The organism is Streptomyces sp. NPDC048211 (genome assembly GCF_043202315.1).
Classification (GTDB): domain Bacteria; phylum Actinomycetota; class Actinomycetes; order Streptomycetales; family Streptomycetaceae; genus Streptomyces.
The window spans coordinates 113,615-135,858 of sequence record NZ_JBIDAD010000008.1 but is presented as its reverse complement, the minus strand read 5'-3'; the positions used below and the strand labels follow the sequence as shown (position 1 = coordinate 135,858).

Below are 22,244 nucleotides of genomic sequence, written 5' to 3'. Positions count from 1 at the left end.
GGTTCGTGAGGAGCCATGAGCGGCGCGAGAGGACGTAACGGCCGTAAGGGGGCGGAACGGCGGGGAGCGCTCCACGCGTCACTGGATGCCATGAACGTGAGAGTTGACTCTCACGAATTGTGAGAGGATGCTCTCACGCCATGGACTCCAGTAACCGCATGGGCGACATCGAGATCACCGACCCGCAGGCGATGCGTGCGCTGGCGCATCCGGTGCGTCTTGCGATCCTCGACCACCTGCGCCGGAACGGTCCGGCGACGGCGACCCAGCTCGCCCCGGACGTGGGCGCGACCCCCTCGGTGACCAGCTGGCACCTGCGCCACCTCGCGTCCTTCGGGCTGGTCCGCGACAGCGAGCCCGGCCCGGACCGCCGGCAGCGGCGGTGGGAGGCGGTCGCGCGCGGCTTCCGGTTCGAGGAGCCGCGGGACCCGGCGGACGGCGAGGGCAGGTCCGCGGCGCGGGAGCTCTCGCGCCAGATGTTCCTGCGCTACGCGGACGTCCCGGGCCGCTGGGCCGCCGAGGTCGAGCCCGGACTCGATCCGGCGTGGCGCGGTCCGGCCGGGCTGGCGTACACCCGCGTCATGGTCTCCGCCGAGGAACTCGCCGCCATCCAGGACGAGATGGAGCGCGTGCTCGCGCCGTACGTCACCCGGGACCCGGCGGACCGTCCGGCCGCCAGTCGTGGTGTCCGGCTGATGCGGTACGTCCTGCCGGATGGCGACGGGGAGCAGACGCTGCCGGGGGGCGACGGCGAGCAGGCTCCTGCGGACGGTGGCGGCGAGCAGGTTCCTTCGGCAGGCAATGGGGCGCAGGCTTCTGCGGACGGTGGAGGGGCGGTGGCTTCTCCGGGCGGCACCGGGGTGCGGGCTTCTGCGGAAGGCGGCGGGGCGGAGACCGGCGGGGAGCGGGGCGAGGAGCGGGCAGGGCGGCCGTCATGAACGGCGAGGACCGGCCCCCCGCCATATCGCTGTGGCGCGACCGCGGATTCACCCGCTTCTGGGCCGGGCACTCCGTCTCCCAGTTCGGCGACCGGGTCACCGAGCTCGCCCTGCCGCTGATCGCGGTCGACGCCCTGGACGCGTCGGCCAACCAGGTCGCCTGGCTGACCGCGCTCGTCTGGGCCCCCAACCTCCTCGCGATCGTCCTGGGCGCCTGGGTCGACCAACGGCCCCGCAAGCGCCGCCTGATGATCGCCGCCGACCTGCTGCGCGCCGCGTTCCTGCTGAGTCTGCCGGTGGCTTACGCGCTGGGGGCGGTGACGCTCCCGCACCTGTACGCAGTGGCGATCCTGGCGGGCGCCGCCGGGGTGCTGTTCAACACCGCCTACCCGCCGTTCTTCGTACGCCTCGTCCCGCGCACCTCCTACGTCGACGCCAACAGCAAGCTCAGCGCCAGCCGTTCGGTCTCCCAGGTGGCGGGCCCCGCCATCGGCGGCGTGCTCGTCCAGGCACTCACCGCGCCCGTGGCCGTCGTGGTGGACGCCGTGACGTTCGTGGCGTCGGCGGTCCTGATCGGCCGTGTCCCGGGGGGCGATCCGGCGAAGGCCGATCGGGACACGCCCGCGGTCCCGTTGCTGCGACGCGCCCGCGAGGGCCTGGCGTTCGTCGTGCGCCACCCGGTGCTGCGGGCCACCCTCGGCTGCGCGGCCACGGTCAACTTCTTCACCTTCGTCGCAGGCAGCGGGCTGCTCGTGCTGTTCGCCACCCGGAGCCTGGGCCTGTCCGCCGGGGCGATCGGCCTCGCGCTCGGGACCGGGGCGACCGGCGCGCTGCTCGGCGCGGTGTGCGCGCCCGTCATCTCCCGGCGGCTCGGCGTGGGCCGCAGCATCGTCGCGGGTGCCGTGATGTTCCCCGCACCGCTCGCGCTCGCCGCCGCGGCGGGCGGCCCGCCCTGGCTCGGTGCCGGAACGCTGGCCGCGGCGGAGTTCCTCTCCGGCTTCGGCGTCATGCTGTTCGACGTCAACCTCAACTCGCTCCAGGCGACGGTGATCCCGGACGGCCTGCGCAGCCGGGTCGCGGGGGCGTACAGCACGCTCAACTACGGCGTCCGCCCGCTGGGCGCGGTCGCCGGGGGCGCGCTCGCCACGGCTGCCGGGCTGCGGACGACGCTGATCGTCGCCGCGGTGGGCGGGGCCCTCTCGGTGCTGTGGCTGCTGCCTTCGCCGATCCCGCGCATCCGCACCCTGAACGCCCTGCCGGGCGCGCGGGCGCCCGACGACGTGCCGGACGCCGGCCGACCGGCATCCACCTGACCGGCCGACGCCCCAGCCCCCGTGCGCCCCAGCCCCCGTGCGGCCCCTCCGTCCCCGTGCGGCCCCTCCGCCGCGTTCCGGTGGCGGAGGGGCCGCGGCCCTGCCGTCAGAGCGTGCGCAGGTCCAGCGCCTCGGCCATCGCCCGGTAGCCCGCGTCGCCCGGGTGCAGGTGGTCGCCGGAGTCGTAGGCCGGGGCGATGCTGTCCCGGTCGGCGGGGTCGGACACGGCGCGGTCCAGATCGACCACGTCGTCGTACGCGCCCGAGGTGCGGATCCAGGCGTTGACGGCATCGCGCTTGGCCTCGTTGACCGGGCTGTCGTAGAACGAACCCTTGATGGGCGTCAGCGTCGCCCCGATCACCCTGATGCCCCTGGCGTGCGCCTGCCGGATCAATGAGCGGTGTCCGGCGATCAGTTGCGCGACCGACACCTCGGGGGTGGGGGCGCCCACCCCGCCCGCGGCGCTCGCCCCGATGTCGTTGATGCCCTCCAGTACGATGACCGTGCCCACGCCGGGCTCGCCGAGCACGTCCTTCTCGAAGCGGACCACGCCCTTCTCCCCGAACCAGTCCGTGTCGTTGGTGACCTGGTTGCCGCCGATGCCCTGGTTGACGACGCTGCGCGGCCGGCCGGCGGCGGCGAACCGCTCCGCCAGTTCGTCGGGGTAGCGGTTGTCCGTGTCCGGGGTGGATCCGACGCCGTCGGTGATGGAGTCGCCGAAGGCCACGACCCCGTTCCTGGGCGGTATTCCACCGCCGCTGACCTCGACGCCCGTGAGGTAGTACCAGGACTCGCTGGTCTCCGTGAACGCCGCTCCGCCGCGGTCGGCACGGTGATCGCCCCGCGCCCGGTAACTCGTCGACGACGACATCATGTGGAAGGTGGCGGGCCCGGTCGGCCCGGCCAGGTACAGCGTGACGGTCAGCGACTCCAGGGCCCGGGTCCGGAACGGCACCGCGTCACTGGTCGCATCGGAGCCCGCCGGAACGGTCGTCGAGTGGTGCCCGCCGAAGGTCAGCTGCCGGACCGAACCCTTCTCGACCGACGCCCCGTTGTCCGTCCGGGCCACCGTGGCCCCGGTGATCCGCAGCGGCGTGCCGCCGTAGCGGTTGGACAGTTCGATGCGGGCCCGGGTGCCACCGGTGCTGACCCGTACGACCTGGCGGACCGTCTGGTCCGCGAAGCCCTGCTGGGACCAGTTCGGTGTGAAGGCCTCGGTGGGCGCCTGCGGTGAGGCGGCCCAGCCGCCCTGCCAGCTCCCGGGGTTCGGCCGCTGCGCGGCGCCGGGACCGGCCGCCGCCGCGGTCGCGGAGGTGCCGGCGACCTGCCCGCCGACGACCGGCAGTGCCAGCAGCGTGAGTGCTGATAACAGTGCGACACCCGCACGCCGGGTCGCGTTCGTGGTTCCCATGATTTCCGCCCTCGTTCTTCGGACTCTTCGGACTCTTCAGGTTCTTCGGACCCTTGGGACGGCCGTTCCGTGGATCACGTGCGCACGCCTTGGGCAATCGTGCGAAGGCTCCGGCTATTCCCCGGGGGCGTCAGTCGGGTGTGTGCGGTGGAAGAACAGTCCGGTGAGCGTCCTGAACACCTCCTCCGGGTCCCGGTCGCCCACCGCCCCGCTCAGGTTCCCGCTGAGCAACAGGGTGGCGAAGCCGTGGGCCAGGGACCAAGCGGCCACGCCGGTGAGCCGGGCATCGTCCCCGCCGCCGGAGGGGAGGCCGTCGACGCCCGCGCGCAGCTCCACCGTCGCCCGCACCTTCGCCGCGATGAGGTCCGGGTCGTCGATGCGGTGGAGCTCGGGCTGGAACATCACCTGGAAGTGGGCCGGGTGCTCGGCGGCGAACCGTACGTACCGCACGCCCCGCTCGCGCAGGTCCGGGGCGTCGGCCAGGGCGTCGGCGAAGAGGACGTAGCCCTCGGTGGCGATGGCGGTGAGCAGACCGGTGCGGTCCTTGAAGTGGTGGGCGGGGGCGGCGTGGGAGACGCCGGCCCGGCGGGCCAGATCGCGCAGGCTCAGCGCGGCCGGGCCCTCGGTACGGATGACGTCGAGTGCGGTGGCGAGGACGGCCCGCCGCAGGTCGCCGTGGTGGTAGGTGCGGTCGCTGCTCATGGACAGCAGGTTACGCGCTATCTAGTCATTGACAAGTTCCCCGGTGCGGGTGCACGCTGGCTATCTAGTCATCGGCTAGATCAATCCTGCTGCCGCGGAAGGCGGAGACATGTCCGACGAGTTGGGTCGCGTACGGCAGATGTGGCACCTGCTGGAGCCCCTGCACGCTGTTCTCTACTACGCGCCGGAGGCGTTCGAGGAGGCCTCGGCGCTCGGATACGCCGTCGACGAGCGCTGGCCGAGCTACTTCGCCTGGCGGGCGGCGCCGCTCGGGGAAGCCGGGGCGGGGAGGGTCGCGGAGGCGTTCTACAGCTTCAGCCCGGTGGTGGTGGGGGAGTACGTTCCCGCCGCCTGGTCCGTCGCCTCGGCGGACGCCGTGCTCGCCGCGCGGCGCAGGGCCGTCGACCGCGCGTACGGGACGCTGCTGGGGGAGGCGGTCACCGCTCCGGAGACGGCCGAGGCCGCCACGCTCCTGCGGCGCGTCGCGGAGGCCGCCGACACGGCGGGCCGTCCGCTCGCGGCCGCCAACGCCGCACTGCCCTGGCCGGACGCACCGCACCTCGCGCTCTGGCACGCGGCGACGGTCCTGCGTGAACACCGCGGCGACGGCCATCTCGCGGCGCTCGCCGCCGCGGAGCTCGACCCGGTCGAGGCGCTGGTGTCGTTCGCCGCCATCGGCGCGGCGCGCCCGGAGGTCTTCGCGAGCCGGGGATGGGGCGACGGGGAGTGGGTCGAAGCTCGCGAACGGCTCGCGAAGCGCGGCCTGGTGGCGGACGACGGTACGGCGACGGAAGCGGGCGGGGCGCTGCGCGCCGAGGTTGAGCGGCGCACGGACGAGGCGGCGGCCGCTCCGTGGCGAGTCCTCACCGACCAGGAGCGGGAGCGACTCGTGGAGCTGCTCGGACCGCTGTGGGTGGCGGTGATCGGCTCCGGCCTGCTGCCTTCGGAGAACACGATGGGCATCGGCAAGGTGTGACTCCCGACGCATCCGGAGTGAACGGATGCCATGAACACGTCCCGACGGGGCAGACGTCCGTAGAATTCCCGAGTTGGTTCGGCTTTCTCCCCGTCAGGACGGCTTCGAGTGATATCTCCCCGCGATTGTCGAGTGATCGTGCCGGCCCTGGGCCTGGCGGCGGTGCTGGCCCTGACCGGCTGTGATCCCGAATCGATCACGTCCGGTGCCGAGTCGCCCAGCGGCAGCTCGAACGGCGGCGGCCAGTCCGGCACCGGCTTCGGCGCCAGCCCGTTGGACAATCCCGACGGTACGAAGCCGGGCCTCGCCCCCCTCACCTCCGACGCGGACCGCGCGGCGGCCCGGAAGGTCATCGAGAAGGTGGCGACCAAGGGGCGCGGCCCCAAGACCGGTTACGAGCGCGACAAGTTCGGCTACGCGTGGAAGGACTCGGTCGACGGCATCCCGCTCTCGCGGAACGGCTGTGACACGCGGAACGACCTGCTGAACCGCGATGGCCGGAAGGTCAGGTTCCGTGACGGCTCGGACTGTGTGGTCATCGCCATGACCCTCATGGACCCGTACACCGGCTCGGCCATCGAGTGGCGCAAGCAGCAGGCCACCAAGGTCCAGATCGACCACGTCATGCCGCTGTCCTACGACTGGCAGATGGGCGCCGCCCGCTGGAACGAGGCCAAGAGGCAGCAGATCGCGAACGACCCGCTCAATCTGCTTCCCGTCGACGGCCCGGCCAACAACGCCAAGCGCGACTCGGGTCCCGCGTCGTGGCTGCCGCCGTACAAGCCGGTGCGCTGTTCGTACGCGCTGCGGTTCGCGCAGGTCTCGCTGAAGTACGAACTCCCGGTCACGACAGCGGACAAGAAGGTCATGCTGGAGCTGTGCGGGGGCTGAACCGGATGACCGGCCCGGCCCCGGCGGTATCGCCGGGGCCGGGCCGTCCGGCGTGGCACCCCCGCCCCCGGCGGTGGCGTACGGGTCCCGCCCGGGCCCCGGTGCGGGCGCGAGTGCGGCGCCCGGGTGCGGTCAGCCCGGGTCGACGATGTCCTTCACGGCGGGCTTGCTCACCACGACGGGCTTGTCGAACTCGGAGAGCGTCATCGACATCGGGTCGTCGCCGCCCTTGGAGTCGACCTTGAGGATGTACGGCGCTCCCTCGGTGGACACCAGGATCGTGTACGTGCCCTCGCTGTCCTTCTCGGTGAGGCGCAGTGCGGGGTGGCCGTCGACGGTGGTGCGCCCGCTCTTCTTGGCGCCTGTGTCGTTGGCCTCGAAATCCTTCAGCAGGGAGCTCAGGTCGCAGAGTTCCAGCATCTCCTTGTTGTCGGGGTCCGACGCCTTCGACTTCAGCCAGTGACCCGCGAGCATGTCGACCGCCGCGTCGATGTCCTCGGCGGGCTCGCCCTTGGACTGTTCGCGCAGCATCGCCTCGTCGAACTTCGTGTAGACCGTGTCGCCGGTCCTGCGGATCTCCATCGCCCCGACCGGGCCGATGGTCATCGTGCCGGTGCAGTCTCCGGCCGTGTTGCTGCTGAGGTGGGCGGAGACCCTGCTCCCGTCGGCCGTCGTGTCGACGTCGATCTTCAGGGACTTCACCTTCTTGGTGGCCGTGACGGCCTTGTTGGCGACCTCGGGGCCCGAGAGGTCCGCGAAGGGTGCGGACTCCTTCGGCGCGGAGTCCTTCGGTGCGGGCGTGTCGGTGCCGCAGGCGGCCAGACCCAGCACGGTGAAGGCGCAGAGGGTGTTGACGGCGGTACGGGCGAGAAGGCGCATGGGAAGAAGGCTCCGAAGGCTGATGGGGTGACGACACGCTCATCAGACAGTCTTTGTGAACCGAGTCAACACTCAATACGAGGGAGAGGTGGGAACACGCTGTGAACGGTCTGCTGACAGGTCGGCTCGGTATGCTCGCCCGCACAGGGCAACCGACCAGGGAGACAGCCAGTGCCGGAGAACTCGACAGAGGTGACCGCTGCCGGGATCGCCAGGCTCGCGGGCGTGGGACGCGCTGCCGTCAGCAACTGGCGTCGCCGGTACGCCGACTTCCCCCAGCCTGTCGGCGGCACCGAGACGAGCCCGTCGTTCGCCCTGTCCGCGGTGGAGTCGTGGCTGCGCGAGCAGGGGAAGATCGCCGAGATCCCCCTCCGTGAACGGGTCTGGCAACAGCTGACGGGCCATCCGGAGGGTGCCATGCCCGCGCTGATCCACACGGGCAGCGCCCTGTTGCTCATGCGGAGCAGCCCTGCCGCTTGGAGAGAGCTCACCGCAGTCGCGGACGAGGCGATGGCCGGTGTGCTGTCGCTCGCCCTCGGCGCGGTGCTCGACGACCGCTTCGGCCCCGCAGCGGAACCCGGACGGGCCGTACGCACCCCCGGCCGTGCGGAACTGCTGCCCTCCGTGCCACTGCTCCGCGCCGCCGCCGAACTCGCCGCGGAGGCCGGGGTCCGGGAGACCTTCGAGTTCCTGCTCGGGCGCCAGCTCGACGCCAACCCGCGGCAGTACACGCTCACCCCGCCCGGCCTCGCGGAGCTGATGGCCGCACTGGCGGGCACCGGCGGCCGGCCCCCGCGCACCGTCCTCGACCCGGCGGCGGGGACCGGGGCCCTGCTGGGCGCCGTCGCGCGGCCGGACGCGCTGTACGCGCAGGAGAACGACCCGGACCTCGCGGCACTCACCGCGCTCCGGCTCGCCCTGCACGCCGATTCCGCGGGGCGCACGCTCGCCGTGCGGACCGGTGACACCCTGCGCGCCGACGCCTTTCCCGGCCTCACCGTCGACGCCGTGCTCTGCCATCCGCCGTTCAACGAGCGCAACTGGGGACACCACGAGCTCGCCTACGACCCGCGCTGGGAGTACGGCTTCCCCGCCCGCACGGAGTCCGAGCTCGCCTGGGTGCAGCATGCGCTGGCCCATCTGCACGAGGGCGGCACCGCGGTCCTGCTGATGCCGCCCGCCGCCGCGTCGCGCCGCTCCGGCCGCCGTATCCGCGCCGATCTGCTGCGGCGCGGCGCCCTGCGGGCCGTCATCGCGCTCCCGGCCGGCGCCGCACCCCCGTACGGCATCCCGCTCCACCTCTGGGTCCTGCGCAAGCCGGACGCCGGGCCGCGCCCCTCGCCCGAACTGCTCCTGGTCGACACCGCCGAGCCCGCCGAACCGGCCTCCGACCGGAGCGGCCGCGACCGGCTCGACTGGCCGGCCCTGCACGCCGCCGTGCTCGACGCCTGGCGACCGTTCGGCGGTGAGACAGGCGAGAGCCGTGAGAGCGGCGCGAGCGGTGAGGCCGGTGCGAGCGGCGAGCGCGAAGAGAACAGCCGCCCCCGGCTCGGCACCAGCCGCGTCGTCCCGGTCATCGAACTCCTCGACGACGACATCGACCTGGCCCCTGCCCGCCACCTGCCCGCAGCGGCCGCGGCGGACGGACCCGCCGAGCTGATCGACGTAAGGGAACGGCTGACGAAGAGTCTGGGGCTCGCGGGCCGCCTCACCCCGCCGCCCGTCGAGGTCTCCGCCCCCGCCCGCTGGCCGCTCACCACCGTCGGCGAGCTCGCCCGGGCCGGCGCCCTCCAGCTCCGCACCGGCGGCTCCGGCACCGGCACCGGGCCCGTGCTCACCGAGCACGACGTCCTCGGCTCCGCCGCCCCGTCGGGGAGCCTGCCCGCCGACGGGCCGCACGAGGAGCCCGTGCTCGTCGAACCGGGCGACGTCGTCGTCCCCGTGCTCGGCGGCGGCTCCGTCGCCCGCGTCATCGACGACGCCACGGCGGGCGCCGCACTCGGCCGCAACCTCCAGCTGCTGCGCCCCGATCCGGCCGCACTCGACCCCTGGTTCCTCGCCGGCTTCCTGCGCGGCACCGCCAACAACCGCCAGGCCAGCAGCTACGCCTCCACCGCGACCCGGCTCGACGCCCGCCGCCTCCAACTGCCCCGGCTGCCGCTGGCCGAGCAGCAGCGGTACGGCGAACGCTTCCGCATCCTGGCCGCTTTCGAGGACGCCCTACGCCTCGCCGGCCAACTCGGCGGACGGCTCGTCCAGGGGATGTACGACGGACTGACGGACGGAACGGTCACGCCGAAGTGAGCGGAACCACAACGGTTCCGCACAACCCGGGGACCCTTGTCGGTGTCGCCCCTTACGCTCGGTTCTGCGCGCACGTCCACGTGCGCGCGAACGTCCCATGACCAGGTATCCAGGAGCAGCCATGTACGCCCCGGGCCAACCGCCGACGGCGCCGCGCACAGTCCCCAGCAGGGCCTGGATCGTGTCGATGCGCGTGCTGTTCAGCGTGCTCTCGGCGTTCTCCTGCGGCATGCTCCTGTGGACGCCTCTGCTCCGGCTGGCGATCGTGCGCCGCAGGGCCTTCGACTGGTGGATGACCGGGGCCGGCTTCGTCTTCGTCTGCGTCCTGCTGCCGATCATCGGCAGGGACGGCAGCGACTCCGAGGCCCACGGCATCGACTACGTCCTCATACCGCTGCTGCTGCTCGCCATGGTGGCCGCCCCCGCGCACTTCATCGTCGCGGACATCCGCCACTACGCGCAGCCGGCCCGGCAGAACGGCACGAACGGCCCCGTGCCGCCGTTCCCGGGCTACGCGTACGGGCCCACGGTGCCCATGCAGACACCGGTGCAGCCGCCGATGCACCAGTTCGGGCAGCAGCCTCCGGTCCCGCAGCCCTACACGCCGCCGTACCAGCAGCCCCACCCCACACCGCAGCCCCAGCCGACGCCTCCCGCCCACCAGCCGCACCCGACGCCCCACCCCCAGCGCCTCGACCAGGTGCGCGCCGAGCTCGACGAGCTCAGCGACTACCTCCGTAAGGAGGAGGGCCGGTGAGCGGTCGCCTCATCGGCGGGCGGTACGAGCTGGCGACGATCCTCGGACAAGGCGGCATGGGCCAGGTCTGGACGGCCTACGACCAGCGTCTGGACCGCCGGGTCGCGGTCAAGCTGCTGCGCCCCGACCGGGTCACCGGCCCCATCGGCAGCGACGCCGCTGGCGAGCTGCGCCGCCGCTTCGTCCGCGAGTGCCGGGTCACCGCCCAGGTCGACCACCCCGGCCTCGTCACCGTCCACGACGCCGGCAGCGACGGCGACGAGCTGTTCCTCGTCATGCAGTACGTCGAGGGCGCCGACCTCGGCGACCACCTTGCCGAACACGATCCGTACCCCTGGCAGTGGTCCGTCGCCGTCGCCGCCCAGCTCTGCGCCGTCCTGAGCGCCGTGCACGCCGTGCCGATCGTCCACCGCGACCTCAAGCCCCGCAACCTGATGGTGCGCCCGGACGGCACCGTCGTCGTCCTCGACCTCGGCGTCGCCTCCGTCCTGGACACCGACACCACCCGCCTCACCCACACCGGCTCACCGATCGGCTCCCCGGCCTACATGGCCCCCGAACAGGCCATGGGCGGCGCCGTCGGCCCGTACACCGACCTCTACGCCCTCGGCGTGCTCCTGCACGAACTCCTGAGCGGAGACGTGCCGTTCACCGGATCGACGGCCCTCGGCGTCCTGCACCGCCACCTCTACGAGCCGCCGGCCCCCGTCCGGCAGATCCGCCCCGACATCCCCGAACCCCTCGAAGCGCTCGTCCTGCGGCTCCTCGCCAAGGACCCGCAACACCGCCCGGCCAGCGCCCAGGAGGTGTACGAACACCTCGCCCCCCTGCTGCCCGCCCGGAACGCGGGACACCCGTCGGGCCCGCTCGACCCGACCCGCCCCTTCCTGCGCCCCCACGCCCCGTGGCCCGACCGCGCCACGACCCCGCCCGCCGAGCGGCCCGCGCCGATGCCCGCCCGGCCCGACGTCGCAGCCGCCGTCGACGAGGTCAAGAGGCTCCTGGGCGAAGGCCGCATCACCCAGGCCGTCGACATGCTCGGCGGCATCCTCCCGGCCGCCGCCGAACAGCACGGCGAGGGCTCCCCGGTCGTCCGCATCCTGCGCAAGCAGTACGCCGCGACCCTGATGGACGACGGCCAGTACCGCCGCGCCCTGCCCGAACTGCGCCGCCTGGCCGACGACCGCGCGGCCGAGGCCGGACCGGCCGACCCGCAGACCCTGCAGTTCCGCTACGACGCCGCGCAGTGCCTGGAACAGCTCGGCGAACCCGCCGCCGCACTCGCCGAGTACCGCGCGGTCCTTCCGTACTACGAGAACCAGTACGCGACGAACAACGACCCGGCCCGTTCCTACGAGATCCGCCACCGCATCGGCCAGTTGCTGCTGGCCCTCGGCGACCACATGGGCGGCTGCGGCCAGCTCCAGTCACTGCTGTACGACACCGAGCGGATGTACGGCCCGCACCACCCGCTCCCGGCCGAACTGCGCCGCCAGCTGGAGCGTCAGCTGGAGGTCAGGGGCGGCTGAACCGGTGCCGGACGCACGAAAGGGACGAGCGATGAGCGCCGTGCCGCCTCGAAGAACGCCGGGCCCTCGCGGCGGCACCGGCAGGAGCGCAGAGGGCCGAGTCCGCCGGGCGTCATGCCCGTACGGATACGAACCGGCCGAGCACCGAAACGACGTAAGAGCTAAGCGTGGCTGTTCTCATCGACCACCTGGAGAAACGTCTGGGCCGACCGGCCGGGCGGTTCTTCGCGGGGACGTCGTGCCCTTGCCGATGCCGTTGACTCCCGGGGGTTCCCTGACGGCGTTGTATGCGGCCATGCCGATCTGCTTCGACGACGCCTTCTTCTCCGTCACGTTGGAGAACGGGACGCACGTGTCCCTCGTGTGGCTGGTACCGCTCCACGCAATCGAGGCGGAGTACGTGGAGAAGCACGGATGGCCGGACTTCGAGAGCGAACTGACGAAGCAGGACCCCGACCTGTTCGACCTCCGCCGCCCGCAGACGAGTCTGTAGAACCCGACGCCCGCGCGACGCCCCCGCACCGTGCGAGGAGAACCCGACGCCCGCGCGGCGCCCCGTGCAAGGAGACGCATGTCCCGCACCACCCCCTCCCGACCGGTGGACATCGAGAGCGTCTTCCCGGAACTGGCCGCCCACCGGCGCACCGCCACCCGGCTGCACCCGCGTCCCGGAGTCCCCGGGCATCACGACAGTTCGGTGGGCGGGCCGCTGCTGTGGCCCGCCGACGAACCCTGGCCGGTCTGCACGGAGCGGCACCGGCGGGGCTACGGGGAGCGCACGGCGGACGTACGCCTGAGCCGCCGCATCCTCGACGAGGCATGGAGCCGGGTTCCCGCTCCAGGACAGCGTCCCGGCCCCACGGACGAGGAGGGGAACGTCCTCCGCTCGTTCAAGCGGGCGCGCCATGCCCCCTCGCTCGGGGACACGGACCCCGTTCCCCTCCTTGCGCTGGCCCAGTTGTTCCGACGGGACGTGCCCGGCCTCGCGGTCCCGGCCCGGTGCGACCTGCTCCAGATCCTGTGGTGTCCGTTCGACGCCCACCACGGGCGTCACGAGCCCGCCGTCGCACTGCGCGGACGCCGGTCGGCGGAGATCGGCGAGGTCCTGGCAGATCAGCCGGAACCCGAGGTGGTGGGCTCCGAGGGGTACGTCCCCGCGTCGTGCCTGCTCGACCCCGAGCAGGTGGTCGAGCATCCGGACATCGGCCGACTGCCGCACGACGTGCGCGAGCGCATCGACGCGTGGGAGGGCGACGAGGACGACCTGGACGAGGACGCGGTCCTCTACCGGTCCGACCTGTCGGTCGCGCCGGGCTGGAAGGCCGGCGGCCACGCCCCCTGGAAGTCGACGGAGCACGTCGACGTGGTCTGTCCGTGCGGGGCACCGACGGATCTCCTGATGACGGTGGCGAGCCAGGAGTGGGACGCCGGGAACCGCAGCTGGATCCCGCAGGAGGACCGCGCGACAGCGGATGTCATGGGCGCCAACGTCCCGACGCGGATCACCGTGGGCCGCTGGGGCTCCATGAACGTCTTCGTCTGCCGAGCGGAGTTCACCCACCCGCCGCGGCTCATTCTCCGGGGCTGAGCTCCGTGTCGCCGTGGCCGTCGACCCAGGCGAGAGCCTCCGCCACCTCGCTCTTCGTCGGGGCGGGGCGCACCTGGTCCGGGTAGCGGATCAGATGGTGCCCGCGCGCCGCCTCCAAGCCGATGCGGCGTGCCTGCGGCGACAGGGAGATGTCGTCCGCGACCTCCTGGGCGCGCCTCCACCAGTCCCGGCTGCGCAGGTCGACGCTGTAGTGCCACAGCGGCTGAGCCGGGTCGGCCACGCCGATCAGGGTCCGGTCGAGTGCGTACGGCGCCCGGCCCGGCCCGCACACCAGCCGGTCGGCGACCTCCAGCGGACGCACACCGTCCAGCCTCGCGCGCATCAGCACCCAGGTCATCAGGTGGCCGGTGTCATGGGCCCTCGATTCGACGAAGTCCCACAGTTCCGCTGCCTTGGCCTCGTCGGGGGCGCCGAGATGGGTGAGCAGGCGCAGCTCGTTCTTCCAGACCGGCTTCGGCTTCGCCCACCAGGCCACCAGTTCGTCCGCGACCGGATGGCCGAGATCGAGTGCCAGGCACGTCAGGGTGACCAGCGGGTGGCGCCACTCGGTGTACGTCGTCCGGTACCGCTTGGTGAGCACCTTCTTCCAGAGCGGCACGAGCGCGTCCACCTCGGCAGCGGTGGCCGCGCCGTGGGAGTAGAGGAGTTCGAGACAGAAGCCGAGCCCCTGCATCGCCGTCCTGCCGTCCGCCACCTGGGCCCGCAGCCACGCGGTGTCGGCTTCGGTCAAGGTCCGGTAGCGGGGCCAGACGTCGCACAACGCGCCCTCGTAGGCCGTCAGGTCGGGGCCGGTCCCGGACAGGAGCCCGGCTCGGGCGGCCTCGAACCGGTCGGCGGCGGCCAGGGCGTCCGCAGCGCCGGTGCCGGTGACGTCGGCGTAAGCCGGTCCGAGAAGCGCGGCTTCCTCCCGCAGCTCCGCGATCCGTCCCTGCGCCACTTCCGCGGCTGCCACGCGGAGCCGGTGCGGCAGTCGCTCGTCGACCGCGAACCGCACCGAGAGCAACGCGGTGAAGGACAGCTCGGCCGCCCGGCCGGCCTCCGAGCCCCGCAGCCACACCGTCGTCACGGCCCGGCTCAGCGCGGAGTACAGCGCACGCACCGACCTGTCCGGCGCCCCGCACTCCGTCATCTCCCGGGCCAGCGCACCCGCCGCCGAGACCCAGTCGGGTTCCCGGACGGCCTGATACGCCGCCAGCCACGGCCCGACCGCCACCCGCTCGCCCGCCAGCGCCCAGTCCCGCAGAACGGCGAGGCCGGGCTCCGAGGGCACTTCCCCGGCGACGCCCGCCGCCACGGGACCCAGAGCGGCGACCACCTCCCAGGCCCGCGGGTGGTCATGACGGAGCAGCGCGTGCAGCAGCGCCGACCAGCCGTCCCAGGACGTCGGCCGTCCGGCGTAGTTCTCCTGCCAGGCCGTCAGCAGCCCGGCCGCCTCCTCGTACGTGAGCGCGTCCCGCCGTTCGAGGCAGGTGACGAACGGACCCGCGGCGGACACATCGAGCGGGGCACGCAGCCGGTCATGCAGCCAGCCGGCCTCGGGGCCGGTCAGCGGCCGGTACGCGTAGGGGAGCCTCCGCCGGCTGAGAGGGGTGTCGACGTCCGTGAGGAACTGCCGGACAGCGGCGGCGTCGTCGGGAGACGGCAGCCCTTCACCGTCCCGTTCTGTCAGCCGGTCGAGCCCGAAGGCGCCTCGGGGCCCGCCGTCGGCCACCCGGTACCCCGGCGGTCCCTCTCCGAGGCAGGCGGCGACGACCGCGTGGTCGCCGCCCCAGTGCAGGTTCAGCTCGCGGAGGAGCGCTCCGGAACGGTCGAAGGCCGTGTGGGACTGCCAGTGCCAGTAGACGAAGGAGGTGCCGTCGCCGAGCCCCCGCGCCCCGATCAGCTCGGCGGCGTCCTCATGGCCGTCGCTCTGCGTGTAGCGGCTCCGGCCCGGTGGCGGAAGAACCACGCATCCCTCGCTCCCGAGCGTCCGCCACCAGGCCTTCACGGCCGCAAGGTCGGAGCGCCTTTTCGCCGGCGCTCCGCCGGAGGGGAGGTTCTGCGGCACTTCTTGCTCCTTCGGACGACGATGCGGCTGGCGCCCGATTATGTCGACACGGAAACCAGTTCACCCAGCCGTCGCCACGAGGCCATGCGGGCCATCCGCGCCCGACACGTTGACCGGCTGAATTACAAGCGTGCTGATCTCGCTGGTGGTGCCCTGCTTCAACGAGGAAGACATCCTCGAACGCTTCCATGAACGCGTGACGGACGAGATGACCCGCCTGGGCCACGCGTTCCAGATCGTGTACGTGGACGACGGAAGCGCGGACCGGACCCTGCCGATCCTGCGGGAGCTGGCCGCCGCCGACCCCCGGGCCCGCTACGTCTCCTTCAGCCGCAACTTCGGCAAGGAGGCCGCCATGCTGGCCGGCCTCCAGCACGCCGAGGGCGACGCCGTCGTCATCATGGACGCCGACCTCCAGCACCCGCCGGAACTCGTCGGCCGCATGCTCCAGGAGCACGCGCAGGGCTACGACCAGGTCATCGCCCGCCGCACCCGCACCGGCGACCGCGTCACCCGCACCCTCACCGCCCGCGCCTACTACTGGCTCATCAACCGCCTCGTCGACGTCGAACTCGTCGACGGCGTCGGCGACTTCCGGCTGCTGTCGCGACGGGCCGCCGACGCCGTACTCGAACTCACCGAGTACAACCGCTTCTCCAAGGGCCTCTTCGCCTGGGTCGGCTTCCCCACCACGACCTTCAGCTACGAGAACGCCGTCCGGGAACAGGGCCGCTCCGCCTGGACCTTCGGCAAACTGCTGAACTACGGCCTCGACGGACTCCTCTCCTTCAACAACAAGCCCCTGCGCGCCGCGCTCTACCTCGGCATGCTCCTCATGTCCGTGGCCTTCGTCTACGCCGCCTGGATCGTCGGCGTCGCCCTGGTGAAGGGTGTCGACACTCCCGGATACGTCACCCTCCTCGTCGTGTTCACCGCACTCGCCGGCGTCCAGATGGTGATGGTCGGAGTGGTCGGCGAGTACGTCGGCCGGATCTACTACGAGGTGAAACGCCGCCCGCACTTCCTGGTGAAGGACACCAACACCCGGATCCGCAGGCCGGCCCCGGAGCCGGAACCCCTGGAGCCCGTACGCCGATGACGGTCAAGGCACAACTGGCCCGGTTCGCCCTCGTGGGCGTCGTGAACACGGGCACGTACTACGGCTGCTACCTCGCCCTGCTGCACTGGCTGCCCTACATGGCCGCGCACGTGCTGGCCTTCACGCTCAGCATGACCGGCTCGTTCTTCCTCAACTCGTACTTCACCTACCGCACCCGGCCCACCTGGCGGAAGTTCCTGCTCTTCCCGCTCACCAACGCGGCCAACTTCGTCATCACCACCGGCGGCGTCTACCTGCTGGTCGACCTGGCCGGTTTCAGCAGCCGGTACGCGCCCCTGGTCGCCGCCGCGGCCGCCATCCCCATCACCTTCGTCGTCTCGCGCACGATCATGCTGAGGCCGGACACTCCGCCCAAACCGGTCGAACGGGTCGGCTGAGCCGGCGGTGCGGAGCCCGGCATTCCGTATGGCACAGTGTCCCGGTCATATGCGCCGAGCCGGACGAAGCCGTCGCGCCGTGCGGCTCCGGTGAGGTGGTGCCCTCGGCGCGGCTCCTCGCGCCCCGCTCGCCGCACAGCAATTCCTTGATCCATCCACAGAGGTGTGTTGTGAACGCGAGAAGACGCCGGGCCCTGCTGAAAGCCGTCACGGTCATGCTGGAGCCCGGTGAACAGATCGAGGCGACGTCGCTGGTGAATCTCAGCGAGGTCTCCGTCAAGAAGAACGTGGCGATGGGCATCGCCGCGGCGGTCCTGAGCGGCGGGACGATGATCGCCGCGGCAGCCCCCCAGCCGATGTACCTCGCGGCCAGCCGCGAACGCCTTTTCCTGTTCCAGGCCAACCCGACCTTCGCGAAGCCGGACCGGCACCTGGCCACGTTCGAGATCAAGGACGTGACGCGGACCGAGATCAAGCGCGGATTCGTGAAGCACTCCTTCATCCTGCTCGACGAGTCCGCGGGCAGCGCCCTGCGCATCTTCTTCCCGTGGTTCGGGGTCAAGGACATGGACGCCGTGGCAGGACTCGTTCCTCCGGCGACGGTGTAGCGGTCGCCCCGCGGGGGCGGGCCTCGCCCCACGAGAGACCCGCCTCGACCGTCCGGACGCGCCGCCCCGGCCGCGCCGCCGGACGCCCGCATCCCCAACTCCTCCCGAATCGTTGGTCGAATCAGTGGCCCGGACCAGCTCCACTGCCTAACATCGATCACCGCAAGGCTTTGTGCACCGCCGCACAATCTCCTCGGGAGGCTCCTTTGCACCGCCGCCGTCGCACCGCGCTCACCGTCTCCGCCGCGCTGCTCGCCGCAGCGCCGCTCCTCGCCGCCTGCGGCAGCCAGGCCCACCCGGGCGCCGCGGCCGTCGTGGGCGGCGACCGGATCACGGTGGCCACCGTGCAGGGCCAGGTGGCCGACGTGCGCCAGGCCCAGGACACCTCGAAGCAGGCCGCCCAGATCACCAACCAGTCCGGCCAGCTCGTCCGCGCCAAGCTGCACGGGCTGATCCTGGACCGGGTCCTGGACAAGGCGTCCGCGGACGCGGGAGTGACCGTCACCCGCGCCGAGGTCCAGCAGATGCGGCAGTCGGCCGTCGCCCAGTACAAGGGGGAGGCCGGGCTGCGCGCCGCGGTGCTCCAGGAGCGCTGGATCGCCCCGGACCAGATCGACGCCTTCCTGCGCGAGCAGATCCAGCTGACCAAGCTCGGCCAGGCACTCGGCGCCGACCCGACCACCCCGGCCGGCACGAAGGTCCTCGGCGACGCACTGACGAAGGCGTCCAAGTCGCTGGAGGTCGACGTCAACCCGCGCTTCGGCACCTGGAACAACCAGCAGATCCAGCTCGCGGAGTACAAGGCCCCCTGGATCACCCAGGTCACCAAGCCGGCCCAGTCTGCCGCGGAGGCCGGGGCCTGAGGACGGACCGGCGGCCGGGTAGATTCACCGCGTGAACGCTGAAGACCCCGGCCGCATCGTCCTGCTCACCGCCAGCCACCGTGTCGCGCCCGGACTGCTGTCCTGGCCCGCCTGGCAGACCCTGCACGCCGCCGACCGCGTGCACTGCGGGGAACAGGACCAGCCCCAGCTGCCCTACCTGCGCGAGGCGGGCGTCACCGTCACCCCCGGCGTGCCCGACGCGCAGGAGCTTGTGGACGCGTGCGCCGGCGGCCGGACCGTCGTCGTCCTCACCGGCGGCGAGGGCAACCAGCCGCTGACCGACGGACTGGCCAGGCTGGCCGGTTCGGGACGGGTGCGGATGCCGAACCTGGAGCTGCTGCCCGGCTCGTACGACCTGCCCGGCGCCCGGCTCCTCGATCTGGTCCAGGTCATGGACCGGATCCGCCTCGAATGCCCCTGGACCTCGCAGAAGACCCACCAGGGCCTCGCCAGGTACGCCATCGAGGAGGCGTACGAACTCGTCGAGGCGATCGAGGACGGCAACCGGGAGGAGCTCCGCGAGGAGCTCGGGGACGTCCTGCTCCAGGTCGTCTTCCACGCGCGCATCGCCGAGGAGGACGAGGAGGAGCCCTTCTCCGTCGACGACGTCGCGGCCACCCTCGTCGAGAAGCTGATCCACCGCCACCCGCACGTCTTCGGCGACGAGACCGCCGAGACGCCGGAGGACGTCCACGCCCACTGGCTGCGCACGAAGGCGATCGAGAAGCAGCGCGAGTCCGTCACCGACGGGGTCCCCCTCGGCCAGCCCGGCCTGGCACTCGCCGCGAAGCTGGCGAGCCGGGCCCGTACCGCCGGACTCGACGTGCCGCTCCCCTCGGGCGACGACGAGAACGGCACCGAGGGCGACGCCATCGGCTACCGGCTCCTCGCCCTGGCCGCGCGCGCCCAGGAGGACGGCATCGACCCGGAGGCGGCTCTGCGGGCCGCGGGGCGTGCGTACCGGGACGCCATCAGGGCGGCGGAGGGCCTGGAGTAGCGGCGGACGGCAGCGGATAACGTCGGGGGGTGAACGACCACCCCGCCGAGACCCCAGCTCCCCCCACCGGCTGCCCCGCCCACGCGGCCCCCGTCGTGCCGCCCGCGCCCGAACTCTTCACGTGGGAGTTCGCCACCGACCCGTACCCCGCCTACGCCTGGCTGCGGGAGCACAGCCCCGTGCACCGCACCACGCTGCCCAGCGGGGTCGAGGCCTGGCTGGTGACGCGGTACGCGGACGCCAGGGAAGCCCTCGCCGACAACCGGCTGTCCAAGAACCCCGCGCACCACGCCGAGTCCGCGCACGCCAAGGGGAAGACGGGGATCCCGGGCGAGCGCAAAGCGGAGTTGATGACGCATCTGCTGAACATCGACCCGCCCGACCACACCCGGCTGCGCCGACTCGTGTCCAAGGCGTTCACCCCGCGTCGCGTCGCGGAGTTCGCTCCGCGCGTGCAGGAGCTGACCGACCGGCTCATCGACGGGTTCGCCGGCAAGGGCGAGGCGGACCTCATCCACGAGTTCGCCTTCCCGCTCCCCATCTACGCGATCTGCGACCTGCTGGGCGTTCCGCGCGAGGACCAGGACGACTTCCGGGAATGGGCGGGCATGATGATCCGCCACGGCGGCGGGCCGCGCGGCGGGGTCGCCCGGTCCGTGAAGAAGATGCGGAGCTATCTCCTCGAACTGATCCACCGCAAGCGCGAGAACCCGGGGGACGACCTGATCTCGGGGCTGATCCGGGCGAGCGATCACGGTGAGCACCTGACGGAGAACGAGGCTGCCGCGATGGCCTTTATCATCCTCTTTGCCGGTTTTGAGACGACCGTGAACCTGATCGGCAACAGCGTCCACACCCTGCTGGGTCACCCCGAACAGCGCGCGCGGCTCCAGGGTTCCCTTGCCGCGGGGGAGACGGAGCTCCTGGCCACGGGTGTCGAGGAACTGCTGCGGTACGACGGCCCGGTGGAGCTGGCGACCTGGCGGTACGCCACCGAGGCGCTGACCATCGGCGGACAGCGGGTCGCCGGGGGTGACCCCGTTCTCGTGGTGCTGGCGGCCGCCGACCGGGACCCCGAACGCTTCGGCGGACCGGACGTGCTGGATCTCGCGCGGCGTGACAATCAGCACCTCGGTTACGGTCACGGAATCCACTACTGCCTGGGAGCGCCGCTCGCCCGGCTGGAGGGGCAGGTCGCCCTCGCCACGCTCCTGAAACGCCTCCCGGACCTGCGACTTGCGGGAGATCCTGCCGATTTGCGGTGGCGTGGCGGTCTCATCATGCGTGGACTGCGCACGCTGCCGGTGGAGTTCGCACCGGAGCGGGCACACGATGAAGGTGACACTCTGTCAACTCTGTGACTTTCACGTGATCTCTGCTGCATCGACTTGTGACACACGTTCGAGTCCCGCTAGGTTCACCGTTCGACTCACCAGTCACTCGTCAGTCACACGGAAGGCATCCCCATGGGCTCCGCGAACGGCAGACACCGTCGCCCTCGGCAGGCACCCGCGATCATCGTCGCCGCAGGCGTGACCGGCTCGGCCATCGCCATCCCGCTGCTCGGCGCGGCAGGCGCGCACGCCGCCGACGCCTCGACCTGGGACCGGGTGGCCGAGTGCGAGAGCGGCGGGATGTGGAGCGCCGACCTCGGCAACGGCTACTACGGCGGCCTGCAGTTCTCGCAGGAGGTCTGGAAGTCGTACGGCGGCGAGTCGTACGCCGAGCGCGCGGACCTCGCCAGCCGCTCGCAGCAGATCGCCGTGGCGGAGAAGGTCCTGGAGGACCAGGGGCCGAAGGCGTGGCCGAGCTGCGCGGTCGTCTCGGGCCTCGCCGTGGACAGCGGCCTGCCGGGCGTGGACCCGGGCAGCACCCCGTCCGCCGACCCGTCCGGAAGCGCGGACCCGTCCGCGAGCGCCGACTCCTCCGGTGATGACGCCGCGTCGGACGACGAGTCCTCGGACGCGACCACGCCGGCGGACGAGGCCACGGGCGACGCCGCGGACGACGCCAAGGGCAAGGGCGGAAAGCCGGACGCGTCCGCCTCTCCGTCGGCCACCCCCTCCGCCACGCCCTCGGGCAAGGCCTCCGGCGCCGAGGAGGACCCGGCAGGAGGTCAGGAGAAGGCCGGCAAGCACCGGGGTGCTCCGGCCCCCGAGGAGACCCGGGCGAGTGGCCGCGCCGGTGACCGTGACGCGGGGCGGCACGCCTCGCGCGGTGACAGTGACGCACGCGACACCGCTGCCCCGGCTGCTGACGGTACGTACACCGTGCGCGCAGGCGACAACCTCTGGGCGATTGCCGACGCGCAGCACCTGGCCGGCGGCTGGACCCAGCTGTACGAGGCCAACAAGGCGGAGGTGGGCTCCGACCCGGACCTCATCCTGCCTGGCCAGAGCCTCGATCTCGGCCTGAAGACCGAGTGAGCGCAGTCTGATGATCAGCTGAAAACACCCCAAAAATTGGGGTAGTTAAGAGGCCTATGTCCCACTTTTGACGGAGTGAGACATGGGTCTCTTTGCGTGAACTGGCGCGTCTTGTCCGGGAGGTCCCGCCGCATCCGTTCCGACCTGCGCAAACGAGGGTTCTTCGGATGCAAGGAAGGGCTGTTTATCCGGTATGTCCATCTTTGGATATGAGGGTGGGGTGTGATTACGGTCGGAACCGCTCGCACCGCGGGCCCCGTCGACCGTCACGCCGAATCCTGCCGTCGGTCGAAGGGAACAGACGCGTAAAGCGCCGTAGGCAGGAGCGGGGGACCCAGGTAAGCGCCGGGCCCGATCGTCGCAAGACGGATCAGGACCGGCTTGGGGTGAAGTCGTGCGCTAGGACGTGCGACCGGGCAACTCACTTGGCCCGAACCCGACAGCTCACCTCGTAGGCGTCGGTGAGGAGAAGTCTC

Annotated in this window: 20 protein-coding genes and 1 riboswitch; of the genes, 16 read left to right on the top strand and 4 right to left on the bottom strand. The window is 72.0% G+C overall.

The window, feature by feature from the left end:
- Positions 1 to 140: 140 nt before the first annotated feature.
- Entirely contained in the window at positions 141 to 938 is a 798-nt protein-coding gene (locus ACGFZA_RS27430) for an ArsR/SmtB family transcription factor (RefSeq protein ID WP_393682538.1), read from the top strand.
- Positions 935 to 2,251 (top strand): MFS transporter, encoded by a 1,317-nt coding sequence (locus ACGFZA_RS27425; protein WP_393682536.1) that lies wholly within the window; start codon positions 935 to 937, stop codon positions 2,249 to 2,251. Before ACGFZA_RS27430 ends, ACGFZA_RS27425 begins: the two co-directional genes overlap by 4 nt.
- 106 nt (positions 2,252 to 2,357) lie before the next feature.
- On the opposite strand, the gene ACGFZA_RS27420 is transcribed toward ACGFZA_RS27425, so the two are convergent.
- Both ACGFZA_RS27420 and ACGFZA_RS27415 read right to left on the bottom strand, forming a co-directional pair.
- Complete coding sequence (locus tag ACGFZA_RS27420; protein ID WP_393682534.1) at positions 2,358 to 3,662, bottom strand: SGNH/GDSL hydrolase family protein; 1,305 nt, start codon at positions 3,660 to 3,662, stop codon at positions 2,358 to 2,360.
- A gap of 114 nt (positions 3,663 to 3,776) precedes the next feature.
- Positions 3,777 to 4,364 (bottom strand): TetR/AcrR family transcriptional regulator, encoded by a 588-nt coding sequence (locus ACGFZA_RS27415; RefSeq protein WP_393682532.1) that lies wholly within the window; start codon positions 4,362 to 4,364, stop codon positions 3,777 to 3,779.
- Positions 4,365 to 4,473: 109 nt separating this feature from the next.
- On the opposite strand from ACGFZA_RS27415, the gene ACGFZA_RS27410 reads away from it, so the two are divergent.
- On the top strand, positions 4,474 to 5,340 hold the full coding sequence (locus ACGFZA_RS27410; protein ID WP_393682530.1) for a hypothetical protein: 867 nt from the start codon (positions 4,474 to 4,476) through the stop codon (positions 5,338 to 5,340).
- Positions 5,341 to 5,472: 132 nt separating this feature from the next.
- Entirely contained in the window at positions 5,473 to 6,231 is a 759-nt protein-coding gene (locus ACGFZA_RS27405; protein ID WP_393682528.1) for an HNH endonuclease family protein, read from the top strand.
- 132 nt (positions 6,232 to 6,363) lie between these two features.
- Here the strand turns inward: ACGFZA_RS27405 and ACGFZA_RS27400 are convergent, their stop codons facing one another.
- Positions 6,364 to 7,110, bottom strand: coding sequence for a hypothetical protein (locus ACGFZA_RS27400; protein ID WP_393682526.1), 747 nt, complete (start codon positions 7,108 to 7,110; stop codon positions 6,364 to 6,366).
- A gap of 171 nt (positions 7,111 to 7,281) precedes the next feature.
- Between ACGFZA_RS27400 and ACGFZA_RS27395 the strand changes: the two genes are divergently transcribed.
- The 5 genes from ACGFZA_RS27395 (at position 7,282) to ACGFZA_RS27375 (ending at position 13,288) form a co-directional block, all read left to right on the top strand.
- Positions 7,282 to 9,414 (top strand): N-6 DNA methylase, encoded by a 2,133-nt coding sequence (locus ACGFZA_RS27395; RefSeq protein ID WP_393682524.1) that lies wholly within the window; start codon positions 7,282 to 7,284, stop codon positions 9,412 to 9,414.
- A gap of 121 nt (positions 9,415 to 9,535) precedes the next feature.
- Positions 9,536 to 10,171, top strand: a complete 636-nt coding sequence (locus ACGFZA_RS27390) for a hypothetical protein (protein WP_385285322.1) — start codon at positions 9,536 to 9,538, stop codon at positions 10,169 to 10,171.
- Entirely contained in the window at positions 10,168 to 11,700 is a 1,533-nt protein-coding gene (locus ACGFZA_RS27385) for a protein kinase (RefSeq protein WP_393682521.1), read from the top strand. Before ACGFZA_RS27390 ends, ACGFZA_RS27385 begins: the two co-directional genes overlap by 4 nt.
- A 31-nt stretch (positions 11,701 to 11,731) precedes the next feature.
- Positions 11,732 to 12,193: a suppressor of fused domain protein gene (locus tag ACGFZA_RS27380; RefSeq protein ID WP_393682519.1), complete on the top strand. Its 462-nt coding sequence runs from the start codon at positions 11,732 to 11,734 to the stop codon at positions 12,191 to 12,193.
- A 78-nt stretch (positions 12,194 to 12,271) separates the two neighbouring features.
- A complete protein-coding gene (locus ACGFZA_RS27375; protein WP_393682517.1) occupies positions 12,272 to 13,288 on the top strand; it encodes a hypothetical protein in 1,017 nt (338 codons plus the stop codon).
- On the opposite strand, the gene ACGFZA_RS27370 is transcribed toward ACGFZA_RS27375, so the two are convergent.
- Entirely contained in the window at positions 13,272 to 15,356 is a 2,085-nt protein-coding gene (locus ACGFZA_RS27370) for a hypothetical protein (RefSeq protein ID WP_393682515.1), read from the bottom strand. The genes ACGFZA_RS27375 and ACGFZA_RS27370 overlap by 17 nt on opposite strands.
- Before the next feature lie 130 nt (positions 15,357 to 15,486).
- Between ACGFZA_RS27370 and ACGFZA_RS27365 the strand changes: the two genes are divergently transcribed.
- The 7 genes from ACGFZA_RS27365 to ACGFZA_RS27335 all read left to right on the top strand — a co-directional run bounded on the left by ACGFZA_RS27365 (position 15,487) and on the right by ACGFZA_RS27335 (position 21,768).
- The gene (locus ACGFZA_RS27365) at positions 15,487 to 16,455 is read left to right on the top strand and encodes a glycosyltransferase family 2 protein (RefSeq protein WP_385285332.1); all 969 of its coding nucleotides are present in this window, start codon (positions 15,487 to 15,489) and stop codon (positions 16,453 to 16,455) included.
- Complete coding sequence (locus tag ACGFZA_RS27360; protein WP_385285334.1) at positions 16,452 to 16,853, top strand: GtrA family protein; 402 nt, start codon at positions 16,452 to 16,454, stop codon at positions 16,851 to 16,853. The genes ACGFZA_RS27365 and ACGFZA_RS27360 overlap by 4 nt, the downstream gene beginning before the upstream one ends.
- Positions 16,854 to 17,023: 170 nt before the next feature.
- Entirely contained in the window at positions 17,024 to 17,461 is a 438-nt protein-coding gene (locus ACGFZA_RS27355; protein ID WP_385285336.1) for a hypothetical protein, read from the top strand.
- Positions 17,462 to 17,667: 206 nt separating this feature from the next.
- Positions 17,668 to 18,324, top strand: coding sequence for a SurA N-terminal domain-containing protein (locus tag ACGFZA_RS27350; RefSeq protein WP_385285338.1), 657 nt, complete (start codon positions 17,668 to 17,670; stop codon positions 18,322 to 18,324).
- Positions 18,325 to 18,355: 31 nt separating this feature from the next.
- Complete coding sequence (locus ACGFZA_RS27345) at positions 18,356 to 19,342, top strand: nucleoside triphosphate pyrophosphohydrolase (protein WP_393682511.1); 987 nt, start codon at positions 18,356 to 18,358, stop codon at positions 19,340 to 19,342.
- 29 nt (positions 19,343 to 19,371) lie between these two features.
- Positions 19,372 to 20,703 (top strand): cytochrome P450, encoded by a 1,332-nt coding sequence (locus tag ACGFZA_RS27340; RefSeq protein WP_385285342.1) that lies wholly within the window; start codon positions 19,372 to 19,374, stop codon positions 20,701 to 20,703.
- 105 nt (positions 20,704 to 20,808) lie between these two features.
- Positions 20,809 to 21,768, top strand: coding sequence for a transglycosylase family protein (locus tag ACGFZA_RS27335; protein ID WP_393682508.1), 960 nt, complete (start codon positions 20,809 to 20,811; stop codon positions 21,766 to 21,768).
- A 301-nt stretch (positions 21,769 to 22,069) separates the two neighbouring features.
- Positions 22,070 to 22,241: riboswitch (cyclic di-AMP (ydaO/yuaA leader) on the top strand.
- Positions 22,242 to 22,244 lie beyond the last annotated feature (3 nt).

What these genes read in the sequence shown, in the direction of transcription:
- ACGFZA_RS27420 (WP_393682534.1), bottom strand. Translation starts at nt 3,662, where the DNA reads ATGGGAACCACGAACGCGACCCGGCGTGCGGGTGTCGCACTGTTATCA.
- ACGFZA_RS27380 (WP_393682519.1), top strand. Translation starts at nt 11,732, where the DNA reads ATGAGCGCCGTGCCGCCTCGAAGAACGCCGGGCCCTCGCGGCGGCACC.
- ACGFZA_RS27430 (WP_393682538.1), top strand. Translation starts at nt 141, where the DNA reads ATGGACTCCAGTAACCGCATGGGCGACATCGAGATCACCGACCCGCAG.
- ACGFZA_RS27335 (WP_393682508.1), top strand. Translation starts at nt 20,809, where the DNA reads ATGGGCTCCGCGAACGGCAGACACCGTCGCCCTCGGCAGGCACCCGCG.
- ACGFZA_RS27425 (WP_393682536.1), top strand. Translation starts at nt 935, where the DNA reads ATGAACGGCGAGGACCGGCCCCCCGCCATATCGCTGTGGCGCGACCGC.
- ACGFZA_RS27390 (WP_385285322.1), top strand. Translation starts at nt 9,536, where the DNA reads ATGTACGCCCCGGGCCAACCGCCGACGGCGCCGCGCACAGTCCCCAGC.
- ACGFZA_RS27400 (WP_393682526.1), bottom strand. Translation starts at nt 7,110, where the DNA reads ATGCGCCTTCTCGCCCGTACCGCCGTCAACACCCTCTGCGCCTTCACC.
- ACGFZA_RS27375 (WP_393682517.1), top strand. Translation starts at nt 12,272, where the DNA reads ATGTCCCGCACCACCCCCTCCCGACCGGTGGACATCGAGAGCGTCTTC.
- ACGFZA_RS27410 (WP_393682530.1), top strand. Translation starts at nt 4,474, where the DNA reads ATGTCCGACGAGTTGGGTCGCGTACGGCAGATGTGGCACCTGCTGGAG.
- ACGFZA_RS27415 (WP_393682532.1), bottom strand. Translation starts at nt 4,364, where the DNA reads ATGAGCAGCGACCGCACCTACCACCACGGCGACCTGCGGCGGGCCGTC.
- ACGFZA_RS27360 (WP_385285334.1), top strand. Translation starts at nt 16,452, where the DNA reads ATGACGGTCAAGGCACAACTGGCCCGGTTCGCCCTCGTGGGCGTCGTG.